At 61.3% G+C, this 13,706-nt stretch carries 12 protein-coding genes; 6 read left to right on the top strand and 6 right to left on the bottom strand.

The window, feature by feature from the left end; translation table 11 throughout:
- Window position 1: 1 nt before the first annotated feature.
- Complete coding sequence (locus B5E60_RS07100; protein WP_087310734.1) at window positions 2-349, bottom strand: translation initiation factor; 348 nt, start codon at window positions 347-349, stop codon at window positions 2-4.
- Between the two features lie 87 nt (window positions 350-436).
- Between B5E60_RS07100 and B5E60_RS07095 the strand changes: the two genes are divergently transcribed.
- Window positions 437-1,534 (top strand): DUF4435 domain-containing protein, encoded by a 1,098-nt coding sequence (locus B5E60_RS07095; protein ID WP_087310901.1) that lies wholly within the window; start codon window positions 437-439, stop codon window positions 1,532-1,534.
- Between the two features lie 141 nt (window positions 1,535-1,675).
- Here B5E60_RS07095 and B5E60_RS07090 read toward each other — a convergent pair whose 3' ends face one another.
- Complete coding sequence (locus B5E60_RS07090; protein ID WP_087310732.1) at window positions 1,676-2,941, bottom strand: aspartate kinase; 1,266 nt, start codon at window positions 2,939-2,941, stop codon at window positions 1,676-1,678.
- Between the two features lie 100 nt (window positions 2,942-3,041).
- Complete coding sequence (locus B5E60_RS07085) at window positions 3,042-5,180, bottom strand: prolyl oligopeptidase family serine peptidase (protein WP_087310730.1); 2,139 nt, start codon at window positions 5,178-5,180, stop codon at window positions 3,042-3,044.
- An 89-nt stretch (window positions 5,181-5,269) separates the two neighbouring features.
- Here B5E60_RS07085 and B5E60_RS07080 point away from each other — a divergent pair, with 89 nt between their 5' ends.
- From B5E60_RS07080 to mdh, 4 genes are all read left to right on the top strand, one after another.
- Window positions 5,270-6,106: a 2,3,4,5-tetrahydropyridine-2,6-dicarboxylate N-succinyltransferase gene (locus B5E60_RS07080; RefSeq protein ID WP_087310728.1), complete on the top strand. Its 837-nt coding sequence runs from the start codon at window positions 5,270-5,272 to the stop codon at window positions 6,104-6,106.
- 92 nt (window positions 6,107-6,198) lie between these two features.
- Window positions 6,199-6,921: a biotin--[acetyl-CoA-carboxylase] ligase gene (locus B5E60_RS07075; RefSeq protein WP_087310726.1), complete on the top strand. Its 723-nt coding sequence runs from the start codon at window positions 6,199-6,201 to the stop codon at window positions 6,919-6,921.
- Window positions 6,922-7,067: 146 nt separating this feature from the next.
- The gene (gcvH, locus tag B5E60_RS07070) at window positions 7,068-7,445 is read left to right on the top strand and encodes a glycine cleavage system protein GcvH (RefSeq protein WP_087310724.1); all 378 of its coding nucleotides are present in this window, start codon (window positions 7,068-7,070) and stop codon (window positions 7,443-7,445) included.
- A 720-nt stretch (window positions 7,446-8,165) separates the two neighbouring features.
- A complete protein-coding gene (gene mdh / locus B5E60_RS07065) occupies window positions 8,166-9,107 on the top strand; it encodes a malate dehydrogenase (protein ID WP_087310722.1) in 942 nt (313 codons plus the stop codon).
- Window positions 9,108-9,194: 87 nt separating this feature from the next.
- On the opposite strand, the gene B5E60_RS07060 is transcribed toward mdh, so the two are convergent.
- The 3 genes from B5E60_RS07060 to greA all read right to left on the bottom strand — a co-directional run bounded on the left by B5E60_RS07060 (window position 9,195) and on the right by greA (window position 12,550).
- Complete coding sequence (locus B5E60_RS07060; protein ID WP_087310720.1) at window positions 9,195-11,504, bottom strand: TonB-dependent receptor; 2,310 nt, start codon at window positions 11,502-11,504, stop codon at window positions 9,195-9,197.
- A gap of 133 nt (window positions 11,505-11,637) precedes the next feature.
- Complete coding sequence (locus tag B5E60_RS07055; protein ID WP_197714841.1) at window positions 11,638-11,979, bottom strand: hypothetical protein; 342 nt, start codon at window positions 11,977-11,979, stop codon at window positions 11,638-11,640.
- A gap of 94 nt (window positions 11,980-12,073) precedes the next feature.
- Window positions 12,074-12,550 carry a transcription elongation factor GreA gene (gene greA, locus B5E60_RS07050; RefSeq protein WP_087310718.1) on the bottom strand — a complete coding sequence of 159 codons (477 nt, stop codon included), beginning with the start codon at window positions 12,548-12,550 and terminating at the stop codon, window positions 12,074-12,076.
- Window positions 12,551-12,886: 336 nt separating this feature from the next.
- Between greA and B5E60_RS07045 the strand changes: the two genes are divergently transcribed.
- Complete coding sequence (locus tag B5E60_RS07045) at window positions 12,887-13,705, top strand: outer membrane protein assembly factor BamD (protein WP_087310716.1); 819 nt, start codon at window positions 12,887-12,889, stop codon at window positions 13,703-13,705.
- Window position 13,706: the final 1 nt, after the last annotated feature.

Here is a 13,706-nt window from a genome sequence, read left to right as displayed (position 1 = left end):
CTCAGTTGCCGGCCTTTTTGCAACGGTAGCCGCTGCTGGTGAGCAGGTTGACGATGCGGTCGCGGTGGTCGCCCTGAATGATGATTTCGCCCTCCTTGGCCGCTCCGCCGACGCCACACCGGGTCTTGAGCATCCGGGCCAGAGCCTGCAGATCCTCGTCGCGCCCGACGAAGCCCCGCACCAGCGTGACGACCTTGCCGGCGCGCTGCTTGCGGTCGAGCCATACGCGCAGCTCCTGCCGCTGCGGCGGAAGAGTCTCCGCCTCGGGCTTCGCGGCGGTCTCGTATTTGAAGTCGGGATTGGTCGAGTAGACCATCCCCAAGCGGGATTTCCAGTCGTTGTCTGCCATAAATCGTGTTCGGAAGGTAGGAATTAAACGCCGATCGGGCGCCTTTATTTTGCGCAAAAATACGAAATTATTTATCTTTGTATGCGTATGGCCAGGAAGTTCACCGAAAAACCCCGCAAATCACACCCCTTCGCCCATGCGAAGAGCCTCGAGGAGCTCCCCCGCCCGCTGCCGGCCAACCCCGACCAGCGGCTGGTGAAGGTCTATGTCGAAGGCTATGAGGATGTCGCCTTCTGGCGCGGCATCTTCGACCACTTCCGCAACCCCTATCTGCGTTTCGAGATCTCGGTGCCCGACCGCGGCGACCTGCCCAAGGGCAAGAAGGTGCTGCTGGGGATGATCCCCCAGTCGTCCGAGGAGATGATCCTCTGCGTCGACTCGGACTTCGACTACCTCTTTGCCGGGCGCACCGAACAGTCGCGCCAGCTGGCCGACGCCCGCTTCATGTTCCACACCTACGCCTACGCCACCGAGAACTACCTCTGCTACGCCCCCTCGCTGCACAACGTCTGCGTCAAGGCCACCAAGAACGATACGCGCATCTTCGACTTCGTGCGCTTCCTGCACGAATACTCCTGCACGATCTACCCGCTCTTCCTCTGGTATGCCTTTTCGGCGCAGCTGGCCTCGGAGCACGTCTTCCCGCTGGCCGATTTCAAATCGTCGGTGCGGCTGGGCTACCTCGAGATCGAGAACAACGGCGAACGCACCCTCGAATGGCTGCAGCGCAACGTCGCCAAGCGCGAAGAGCTGCTCAAGCGCCGCAATCCGCGGATGATCGAACCCATGAAGGAGTTCGAGACCCAGCTCCGGCAGCGCGGCGTGAAACCCGAAAACACCTACCTCTTCATGCACGGCCACACGCTGATGGACAACGTGGTGATGGTGCTGCTGAACACCGTCTGCGAGAAGCTGCGCGACATGTCGATCGCACGGATCACCGCCTCGCAGAAGCAGGGCGTGGCCCTGAAGAACGAGATGTCGAACTACACCAATTCGCTGCGGTCGATCCGCGACGTGCTGCTCGACAACGAAAACTATACGGCGTGTCCGCTCTACAAGAGCCTGCAGCGCGACATCGAACGCTATATTGCCCGCATGATCTGGAACATGAAACGCAACGGCGAAATTCGTGAACAGTCGGTCGTGGGCATCCTTCACCGGCTCCGTCAGGGAGTCTTTTAGAGAGGGGCTAATGAGAGAGGGGGGGGGCCATGGGGCGGCCGATCCGTTCTAAACCGGAAGCACACGAACATCCGGAACCCGCACAACAAAAAAAGAGAGCCGTCGGGCTCTCTTTTTTCATGGACTCCAATGGGCGGCCAATCAATACTGCCCCTGCTTCTTGCGCACGACACGTACGGTGGACTGCGTCGCCTGGCGGATGAAGACCTGCGGACCGCGGGCATAACGCCGCCACAGATCATCCGTATAACCGCGGATGGTCAGCAGTTCCATGTCGCGCGTCGTCATCACGTCGAAGCCCGACTCGCGCAACGCCCGGACCACCTCGTCGATATGCCACGAATTGTCGACACACAGACTCAGGTTGACCGCCGAGTTGTGGATCAGATTGGTCTTGATGCGGAAGTGCTCGAGCAACGAGAAGATCGTCGCGAACTTCTCCTCCAGCACGAACGAGAAGTCGCGCGAACGGATCGTCAGCAGCACCTGATCCTTCTTCAGAATCAGAATCGGGACGTCGACCGGCGCCGACATGCCGCGGATCACCGTTCCCGGTTTGCGCTTGTCGCCAAACGGACGCACGTAGAGCGGGATGTTCTTGTTCTGCAGCGGTTTGATGGTCTTCGGGTGGATGATCTGCGCACCGCTGTAGGCCAGTTCGATGGTATCCAGATAGTTCAGCTCGGCGATCTGCACGGCGTCGGGGAAGATCTTCGGGTCGGCGTTCAGCACGCCGTCGACATCCTTCCACACCGACATCGACTCCGCATCGAGGATATTGGCCACCACGGCTGCCGAGTAGTCCGACCCTTCGCGGCCCAGCGTGGTGGTGGTTCCGTCGGGCGCCCCGCCGATGAAGCCCTGTCCGATGAAAATCGTCTCCGGCCCCCCTTCGACCGCCTCCCGCAGCAGCGGCGTCGAAGCCGCAAGATCGACTCCGGCATCCTTGTGACGCTGTTCGGTGACAAAGCACCGGCGCATGTCGATCCAGCGGTTCGGAACCCCGGCGTAGTTCAGATACTCGGAGATGATCGTCGTCGAGACCAGTTCGCCGTAGGCCACGATCGTGTCGTACCACAACTCGGCCTCTTCGGGGAGGTAGCGGGTCTGTGTGGCGACGTGCTCCAGCTCGTCGAAAAGACGCTCGACACGCTCCAGCTGTCGGTGTTCGTGCCACAGATCGTCGATGATCTCGGCGTGGTACTGCCGCAACTGTGCGATATGGTCGAGCGACTGCTGCCGGTCGCCCTTCTGGAGTCCCTCGAAGACCTTCTCCAGGGCATTGGTCGTCTTTCCCATCGCCGAGACGATGATGAAGAGATGTTGTTCGTCGTCGATGATCCGGCGCAGGTTTCTCACCCCGTCGGCATTCCGCACCGACGCGCCTCCGAATTTGTAGACCTTCATATTTTTCCTTATTAACCTAACCTTCTGTTGATTCGGCAAGGCACGGAGGGCCTCGCAGCGAAGCCCCCGTGCCGTTGCCACCTCTTGCCGGCAGCCGCCGCTACTCCCCGACCGGGCGATACGGCACACCGATATTCTGGAAGAGGAACGCGTACATGTCGGTGGCATCGTCGATGCGCTTCGAGGTGGGCTTGCCGGCTCCGTGACCCGCCTTCGAGTCGATGCGGATCAGCACCGGGGCATCCCCCGCCTGGGCATACTGCATCTCGGCGGCGAACTTGAACGAGTGGGCCGGAACGACGCGGTCGTCGTGGTCGGCCGTCATCACCAGCGTCGCCGGATAGACCGTACCCTTTCGGATGTTGTGCAGCGGCGAATACTTATAAATATAGGAGAACTGCTCGGCGTCTTCCGACGAACCGTACTCCACGGCCCAGCCCCAGCCGATCGTGAACTTGTGGTAGCGCAGCATGTCCAGCACGCCGACCTGCGGCAGGCAGACGGCAAAGAGATCCGGGCGCTGCACCTCGCACGCGCCGACCAGCAGACCGCCGTTCGAGGCGCCGTTGATGGCCAGCCGCTCCTTCGAGGTGTACTTTTGGGCGATGAGGTATTCGGCCGCCGCGATGAAGTCGTCAAAGACGTTCTGCTTGTTTTCGAGCATGCCGGCCTTGTGCCAGGCCTCGCCGTACTCCGAGCCGCCGCGCAGGTTGGCCACACAGTAGATGCCGCCCTGCTCGACGAACATCAGCGCCGAGGGGTTGAAGGCCGGTGTGACATTGATCTGGAAGCCGCCGTAGCCGTAGAGCAGGCAGGGATTCTTGCCGTCGAGCTTCATGTCCTTGCGGCGGGTGATGAACATCGGCACCTGCGTACCGTCCTTCGAGGGGTAGAAGACCTGCTCGGTGACGTAGAGCGAGGGGTCGAAGGCCACCTCGGGGGCCTTGTAGAGGGTCGACTCGCCCGAGGCGATGTCGTAGCGGTAGATCGTGGCGGGCGACGTGTAGTTCGACAGCGTGTAGTAGAGCTCCGCAGCCTCCTTTTCGCCGCTGAAGCCGCCTACGGCACCGATGGCCGGGAACTCGACCTCGCGGACCAGCTTTCCGTCGTAGTCATACTGCGCGATGCGGTTCTGTGCATCCTGCAGGTAGGAGGCGAAGAGGTAGCCGCCGGCCTTGCCCACCCCTTCGAGCAGGTTTTTCCGATGCTCGGGGATTACCGTGGCGACCTGTCCGGGCTTCGTCAGCGAGATCCGCTTCAGGGCATAGTTCGAAGCCCCCTCGTTGGTCATGAAGTAGAGGTTGTCGTCCTGGCAGTCGATGAGGCGGTAGTCGTAGGCGAAGCCCGGGAGCAGCGTCCGGAAGCTGCGTTCCGAAACCTTGCGGACGAGGATCTCCGAACCGGAGGTTCCCTCCGAACCGACGATGAAGAGCCAGCGGCCGTCCTGCGAAGGCCAGGCCGAGAAGTAACGCAGCGGATGGGCCTTGTCCTCGTAGATGAGCCGGTCGGCGGACTGCGGCGTGCCGAGTGCATGGTAGAAGACCTTCTGGAACTGGTTCTGCGACGAATAGGTCCCCGTCTTCGGGGCATCATAGGCACTGTAGTAGAAGCCCTTCGAATCGGGGGCCCACACCGCTCCCGAGAACTTCACCCACTCGATCCGGTCTCCGGTCAGCTCCTTGGTCGCGGTATCCATGACGCGGATCTCGACCCAGTCCGAGCCCGACGCCGCGGCGGCATAGGCAAAGTAACGGCCGTCCTTCGAGAAGGAGATCTCGCCCACGGCCACCGTACCGTCGTCTGAGAGCGTATTGGGGTCAAGGAACACCTCGCCCGGCTGGCCGGGAGCCGTCGTGCGGTAGATCACCGCCTGGTTCTGCAGGCCGTCGTTGGAGGAGTAATACCACCAGTCGCCGTGTTTGGCCGGAGCACCCTCCTTGGGGTAGTTCCACAACTGGGTCAGCCGTTTGCGGATGGCTTCGCGGAAGGGAATCTGCTCCAGATAGGCGTTCGTCACGGCATTTTCGGCTGCCACCCAGGCGGCCGTCTCCGGCGAATTGTCATCCTCGAGCCAGCGGTAGGGATCCGGCACCTCGGTGCCGAAATAGTTGTCCACTACCTCGCCGCGCGGCGTCTCGGGGTAGGGAGCATGCTTTATCTGTTTCATGTTGTTGCAACCGGTCGTTGCCAATGCCACCGCGCCCGTCAGCACGGCGATCGTCCAGGAATAATGCTTCATAAGTACAACCGTTTGGGTGATATTGGGACAAAGTTAGGAAAAATTCGATATTTTCCATAAATTTGTCCTCCTGAAAAATACCGAACAAGATGACTGACAACCATAACGAACTCAAAACACGCATCGACCAGGCGTGGGAGAACCGCGAACTGCTGCACGACGAAAGCTATCGACAGACCATCCGCCAGGTGATCGACCTGGTCGACCGCGGTCAGCTGCGCACCGCCCAGCCCGTGGCCGAGGGCAGCGAGGAGTGGCAGGTCAACGAATGGGTCAAGAAGGCCGTGCTGCTCTACTTCCCGATCCAGCCCATGCGCAAGATGCAGGCCGGCGAACTCGAATGGTTCGACAAGATGGAGCTCAAGCACGACTACGAACGGCTGGGCGTACGCGTCGTACCCCACGCCGTGGCCCGCTACGGCGCCTACATCGCCCCGGGAGCCATCCTGATGCCCTCGTACGTCAACATCGGCGCCTATGTCGACACGGGCACGATGGTCGACACGTGGGCCACGGTCGGCTCGTGCGCCCAGATCGGCCGCCACGTCCACCTCTCGGGCGGCGTCGGAATCGGCGGCGTGCTCGAACCCGTGCAGGCCGCCCCCGTGATCATCGAGGACAACTGCTTCATCGGTTCGCGCTCGATCGTCGTCGAGGGGGCCCACGTCTGCCGCGAGGCGGTCCTCGGATCGAACACCGTCATCACCAGTTCGACCCACATCATCGACGTCACCGGTCCCGAACCCGTCACCTACAAGGGCTACGTGCCGGCCCGCTCGGTGGTCGTCCCGGGCAGCTACCGCAAGCAGTTCCCCGCCGGCGAATACAGCGTCTCGTGCGCGCTGATCATCGGCCGCCGCAAGGAGTCCACCGACAAGAAAACCTCGCTGAACGACGCCCTGCGCGACTTCGGCGTCTCGATCTGACCCGCGACCGGAATCCCCTCCCGCGGGGAGGGGAGGGGGGGGGTGATGCAATGGCACCCCCTGCGGTTCGCCCCACCCAAACACCTCGAAAAATGATCTACCACCTCGACACGACCACCTCGACCAACGACGACGCCCGCGACCCGCGATACCGCCACGGCGACATCGTCTGGGCCGAACACCAGACCGCCGGACGCGGCCAGCGCGGCCATCAGTGGCTCAGCCCCGAAGGCGAGAATCTCACCTTCACGATGGTCGTCGAACCGCGCTTCCTGCCCGTCACGGAACAGTTCCTGCTCTGCGAGGCACTCTCCGTGGCGCTGACCGACACCTTCGCCGTCTACGGCATCGAGACCCGCATCAAGTGGACCAACGACATCTATGCCGGCGACCGCAAGCTCGAGGGCGTGCTGATCGAACACAACTACGCCGGCGCAACGCTCTCGCGTTCGCTGCTCGGCATCGGCATCAACGTCAACCAGACGGAGTTCGACCCGTCGCTTCCGAATCCCGTCTCGATGGCTCAGCTCACCGGACGCCGCTACGACCGCCGCCAGGTGCTCGAGACCTTCGAACGCTGCATGACGGCCCGCTACGAACAGCTCGAACACGGCGACCGCAACGCCCTGCAGGAGGAGTATCGCCGGCGCATGTACGATCTGGGCGTGCGGCGGACGTTCCGCTATCCCGACGGTTCGCTCACGCACGCCGTCATCGAAGGCGTGCGCCCCACCGGCGAACTGATCCTGCGCCACGACGACGGCGCGCTCCGCGAATACCTCTTCAAGGAGATCGAATTCGTCCTCCGGAAATAGGCCCCGTCAAGGCGGAGAGCCCATGACGGGCCGGGAAGATCCGCCCCGGCGTCGTAAATTTCGGACGATTTTTCTTGCTGTTACAAAAATAACAGTTATATTTGCAAAGGAATAAACCGATTTCATAAACAAAAATTTCAAATACCATGAATGTACCTGCAAATCTGAAATACTCGAACGACCACGAGTGGTGCCGCGTCGAGGGCGACGTAGCCGTTGTCGGCATCACCGATTTCGCACAGAGCCAGCTGGGCGACATCGTCTTCGTCGACGTGCCGACCGTCGGCGAAACACTGGCCGCCGGCGAAGTCTTCGGCTCGATCGAGGCCGTGAAGACCGTCAGCGACGCCTTCCTGCCCGTGGGCGGCGAGGTGCTGGAGTTCAACAGCGCCGTCGATGCCGATCCTTCGATCGTCAACAAGGACGCCTACGGCGAAGGTTGGCTCGTCAAGGTCAAGATGACCGATCCGGCCGAATTCGAAAAGCTGCTCAGCCCGGCCGACTACGAGAAACTGATCGGATAGTTCCGACCATAACAAGGGGCGGAGAAGTTCGCTGCCGGGACATTGCGGGGGGGGTGATGGTGAAGGCACGCACGAATAGGCGCATCGCGAGGAGAGAGGCATGACGCCGATATCAATAAAAGGTTGAGAAAAAGTGAGTGTGTGCGCAAACAGGAGAATGGAGCAATCAACCCCGGCAACGGACGGATTCGCAACTCCCGGGAGAAGAGCCCCGGCGGGCTCGGTCCCGGCACGACAACGCTGAGACCCGGATGCCGTGCGTGCAAACGGGCCATGGAAAAAGCAGACGCTGCAACCAGCCGACATCTGCAGGCGCAGAGAGCGCAACCGGTGCGGCCGTGTGGGAGATGGAACGCGCAGAACCAGGGGGGGGGAGAAGAAGAAGAAGAAAAAAAACTCCGCAATGGACTCACGAATCTGTGCCAGACAGAACGGGAAATGGGAAAAGAATGGGAAAAGTCCAAACGGAGTCCGATACCCGAGCGTATGAATCCCCGAAAAGCGCAAACGTGCGAATGTTCCGCGGCAAGGACAATCCGCTCCTGCAAGGCAGAATGCGGATACTGGTCCGCACCGCCTCAGCGGAATGAAAAGGTGTGAAAAAGAGTGACGGAGCCGCAACGAAAGTCTCGCTGACCGTGTTCCGGATGAGGATCCGCCGCAAAGCGGACAACTCCGCCCCCAAATCCGAATTACCTGCTAACCCAAACGCTCAAAAGTATGTCAAAAGTTACCGTCGTAGGCGCAGGCGCCGTAGGTGCAACCTGTGCGAATGTGATGGCTTGCCGCGAAGTGGCAAGCGAGGTGGTTCTCGTCGACATCAAGGAGGGCCTCTCCGAAGGCAAAATGCTGGACATGTACCAGACCTCCACGCTGATGGATTTCGACACGAAACTCGTCGGTGTAACCAACGACTACCGGAAGACGGCCAATTCGGACGTGGTGGTCATCACCTCGGGCATCCCCCGCAAACCGGGCATGACCCGCGAAGAACTCATCGGCACGAATGCCAGTATCATGAAGGGCGTCGTCGGCAACGTCATCCAGTACTCGCCGCGCGCCATCATCATCGTCGTGGCCAACCCCATGGATACGCTGACCTATCTGGCCCTGAAGGCCTCGGGACTCCCCAAAAACCGCATCATCGGTATGGGCGGCGCACTGGATTCGTCGCGCTTCAAGTGCTATCTGGCCAAGGCTACAGGCGTCAACATCAACAATATCGACGGAATGGTGATCGGCGGTCACGGCGACACGACGATGATCCCGCTGCTGTCGAAGGCCACGGTCAACGGAGTTCCCGTCACGCAGTTCGCCTCGAAGAAGAAACTTCAGGAGGCCGTACAGAACACGATGGTCGGAGGCGCCACGCTGACCAAACTCATCGGCACGTCGGCCTGGTACGCTCCGGGAGCCGCCGCCTCGATGATGGTCGAGGCCATTCTCCACGACCAGAAGAAGCTGATCCCCTGCTCGTGCTACCTCGAGGGCGAATACGGGCAGTCGGACCTCTGCATCGGCGTACCGGCGATCATCGGCCGCAAGGGCATCGAGAAGATCGTCGAGGTGGAGCTCACCAAGGAGGAGGCCGCGAAGTTCGCGGCCTCGGCCGAAGCCGTCCACAAGACCAACCGCGTGCTGCACGAGATCAACGCCCTGTAACCCGACGGCTGCCAGCAGGCAACCGCGAAGACAAACGGGGAGAGCTTCCGAAGAGGCCCGAAGGCGGCAAACCGCCCCGGACAACCCTCAGAATGAGATCTTCGCGCCGACAAACCAGCTGCGCGGCAGCGACGGTCCGTAGATATAGCCCGAATCCCGCTCGACGCCGCGGTCGAAATCGCGCTGATAGGCGTTGAAGAGGTTCTGCACGCCGCCGTAGAGCTGCAGTGTGACGTCGCGGTAGATCCGCCAGTCGTAGGCCACCTTCAGATTCACGTCGCAGAAGGCCGGCGTCGTGACGGCCACATCCTGCCCGACGCCCGAACCGGCCTTGTGCTGCACGAGCATTTCGCCCGTACAGGTGCCGGAGAGGTCGGCCGTCAGGCGGCGCCATGGTTTGAACGATGCCGTGAAGTAGCCGTAGAGGTCCGGCGTGCGGAACATCCTCCGCACGGGCGCCACTTCGGGGTCGTCGCTCCACGCCTCGGGCTCGACATAGCGGCTGCGCTGCCACGTCATGCCGGACTGCAGCTCGAACCAGCGCGTGAAGACCGCACGCCCCTCGAGGTTCAACCCCGTCACCGTCGCTCCCGAACCGTTGTAACGCTCCTGGATCTTGCCGCCGTCGTCCGGCTGCTGCAGGTCGCGCAACGCAAAGACATCCTTCAGCCGGGTGTGGAAACCCTCGATCAACAGGTTGGTCTGCACCGATCCGAAGTTGTGGTAGAGGTCGGCCGAGAGGCTGACGCTGTGCGAACGCTCCTCGCGCAGGTTGTCGGCCAGCCGGATGCGAACCCGCTCGCCGCCCACGATGGCGACGTGCAGATCCTCGTCGAAGGCCTGCGGAGCCCGGTAGCCGGCGGCGTAGCTCAACCGCAGGTTGACCGACTCCGTGGGGTTGAAGCGCAGGTTGACCCGTGGGCTGAAGATCACGTGATCGACCAGATTGTGCTTGTCCAGACGCCCGCCCAGCAGGAAGGACCACCTCTCCGACTTCCACTCGTTCTGCAGATAGCCGCCGACGATATGCACCCGCTGATCGGTATGGATGTCATAGCCCACCGAACGGTCGGCCAGATCATCGTAGCTGTATTCGGCCCCAAGGGTCAGCTCGGCGGGCAGGAACCACAACCGCTCGAAGGCATGGACATACTGCAAGCCGGTCGCCACGACCAGATCCCGGGTCGTGCCGTAGGCCCGCGTATCCTGCCGGCTGCCGTAGTAGCTCTTGCGGGCCGTATGCTGGAACGAGGCGTAGGCATTGAAGCGGTCCCGGCGGTCGGCCGACGAGAGGTCGAACGAAAGGCTGCCGCCGTCGATGGCATGGTCGGCCTGTTCGGCCACATTGGCCTCGTGAGGGGGCTGTTTCAGCAGGTCGCCGCCCCGGCGGAACTCGTTGAGATGGTGATACTGGGCCGTCAGCCGCGAATAGGCCCCCGTCCGCAGGAAGGTGCGCATGCCCAGCGAACGGCTCTCAAGCTGCGGAAGCTCCGTAAAGCCGTCGCCGTTGTGGTCGTATCCCGAGCGGTGGCGGCTCTGGCCGAAGATGCCGAATCCGGCGCGACCGCTCTCGGAGACGATCGAGGCGTTGAGCATCGAGGTATTGTCGTAGGAGTGGCTGCCGCCGAGCGAGAGCAGCCGGTGGGAGAACTGCGCCGTACTGCGCGTCGGTTCGCGGGTGATGACGTTGATCGTCCCGCCGATAGCCGACGACCCGAAAAGCGCCGAACCGCCGCCGCGCAGCACCTCAACCCGTTCGATCATGTTCGAGGGGATCTGCTCCAGGCCGTAGACCCCAGTCAGGGCCGAAAAGAGCGGATGCGAATCGACCAGAATCTGCGAATAGTGGCCGTCCAGACCGTTGATGCGCACCTGCGTGAAGCCGCAGTTCTGGCAGTCGTTCTCGACCCGCACGCCGGGCTGGAACGACAGCCCCTGGGCCAGGCACGACGCCTCGGTGCGTTCGAAGAGCCGGGCGTCGAGGACGCTCACCAGCGCCGGAGCCTCGCGCCGCAGCGTAGCCGAACGGCTGGCCGAGACAACCACCTCGTCCATGGCAATGCCGCTGGGTTCGACCTCGAAATTCAGTTCGAGGGTCGTGCCGCGTGTCAGCTGGACGGAGTCGCGCCGTAGGGCGTAGCCCAGCGCCCGGACCTCGATCAGCAGCCGCCCCTCAGGGAGGTTCTTCAGAAAGTAGTGGCCCGAGGCGTCGGTGGTGGTGCCGAAGGTGGTGCCGACAACCGAGACCGTGGCATAGGCCAGGTGTTCGTGCGTCGTGCGGTCGACGACGTGTCCGAAAAGGTTCGCGTCGGTGGCTTTGCGGGGAGCCTCGGCGCCCGCTGCGCCGAAACAGGGCAGCAACAGCAAAGGCAGTGCCGCCAAAAGGATATTTTTCATAAATGGATTTTCAATCGGTTTGACAACTGGGGAACGTTCCGAAGGCTTTCGAAGCCCCGGAGGCAGGCATACGACGCCTGCGCCCCTGCCCGTGCAGGGACCCGATGCGATACGCCGCCGCGCATCGCTTCCGTCAGCGGTCAAACCCGGGAGGCGCCCGCAGCGAAAGGACCGTCACGCGCTGTGCGCAACAACACCGCGTAGCTTGGGGCTGCAGCACGGCCAGCACCTCGCCGTGGAACTGCGGGGCCGGCAGGCTCTGCGCCAGATAGGGAAAGAAGTGGTAGTTGTCAACGGGACAATACCCGACGATCTCCTCCCGGGCTCCGTTGTCGGGCAGCAGATCGCCGCAATGGGCGGCAAAATGGGCATGGTCCTCGAGATAGATATGCACCTTCTGCCCGGCATAGGCGCCGAGCAGCGTCAGCAGCAGAAAGGCTGCCGTCAATCGTCGGAGCGTGAGGTGCATCTTCATCGCCGTGAAGATACGAAAAAAAAGGACCGCGGCAAGCGGTCCCGATAAAAATACCGAATTCTCGGTAGGTCGTATGTCTTTTCCAGGCTCCGGATCAGATCGAGATGTCGAGGATCTCGAAGTGAATCGTTCCGGCCGGCACATTCACATCCACACGGTCACCCTTCTTGTGACCCAGCAGTGCCTTGGCAATGGGCGTGCCGATGGCGAGTTTGCCCTCGCGCAGATTGGCCTCGTGCTCGGCTACGATCGTATAGGTCATCTGCTTGTTGGTATTGTGATTCAGCAGCGTCACCTTGCTCAGAATCTGCACCTTGCTCTTGTCAATCTTCGACTCGTCGATGACCCGGGCATTGGCAATCGTGTCTTCGAGTTTGGCAATCCGCATCTCGAGCAGCCCCTGCGCCTCACGGGCCGCATCATACTCAGCGTTCTCCGAAAGGTCGCCCTTGTCGCGAGCCTCCGCAATCGCCGCCGAGATAGCCGGGCGCTCGACGGAACGCATGTGGTCGAGTTCGTCCTTGAGTTTCTTGTACCCCTCGGCTGTCAGATAAATAGTCTCTTTTGCCATAATTCAATCATTCCCCGGAGGCCCCGTCCGGAGCGGAACCTCCAAAAAATAAAACATAAAAAATAAGAATCCTGGCCCGCAAAGGCCAGAACCCTGTTTCATCGTATAAGGCAAAGATAAGAAAGATAATCCACATTTGCAAATCTTTTTTCACGTCCGAAGCCGGAAAGTGCCTTTCTTCCACCCAATTAGACGATGCGCCGGCAGGCAGGGGGCCGCAACAGCCCAAACCTCCCGACACAAGGGCCTTTTCCCGCGGGCAGGGCAATATTTTTTTTTGCAAATCGTTAATTTATGCGTAACTTTGCGCGATAAAGCGCCGTAAAAGATTCTCAAATGAAGCAGACTTTCTCATACGCCCTGTGCGCCCTGGCGGCGGCCCTCTTCCTCAGCGGATGCTCCGGCATGAATGCACTCCTGAAAAGCGGGCAGCCCGAACTGATCTACAGCAAGGCGCTGGAGTATTACGACAACGGCAAATGGCAACGCGCCATCACACTCTTCGAGGGCGTGGAGCACTACTATCAGGGCACCTCGCGCGAAGACACCGTCTCCTTCTACAAGGCCCGCAGCCGCTTCAAGAACCACGACTACGAAACAGCCTCGACCGAACTCGACGACTTCCGCCGCAAATTCGGCCGCAGCGCCTTCATCGAGGATGCAGAAGGCATGTACGCCCTCTGCTTCTTCTTCCTCTCGCCTGCCCCCTCGCGCGACCAGACCGTCACCGGTCAGGCCCTGATCGCCATCAACGAGTTCATGTCGCGCTACCCGCAGAGTTCGCGCATCGAGGAGTTCAAGAAGATCAACACCGAACTCACCGAACGGCTCCACGAAAAGGCCTACCTGAACGCCTATACCTATTATAAGATCGGACGCTACAAGTCGGCCATCACGGCGCTCAAGAATGCCCTGAAGGAGTACCCCGAAAGCAAACACCGCGAAGAGATCATGTATCTGATCGTCGAATCGAGCTACCGCTTCGCCAGCAACTCGATCGCCGACAAGCAGACCGACCGCTACCTGGCCATGCTCGACTCCTACCTCTCGTTCAAGGAGGAGTTCCCCGAGTCGACCCACATCCGGGAACTCGACCGCATGGCCCAGCACGCCCGCGACTATCTCGACCGCAACAACAAGGACAACAATATATAAG

Source organism: Alistipes sp. An116 (assembly GCF_002161005.1).
In the GTDB taxonomy this organism is placed as follows: domain Bacteria; phylum Bacteroidota; class Bacteroidia; order Bacteroidales; family Rikenellaceae; genus Alistipes; species Alistipes megaguti.
Note: the sequence above shows the minus strand (reverse complement) of the source record. Positions and strands in the feature narration are given on the sequence as shown.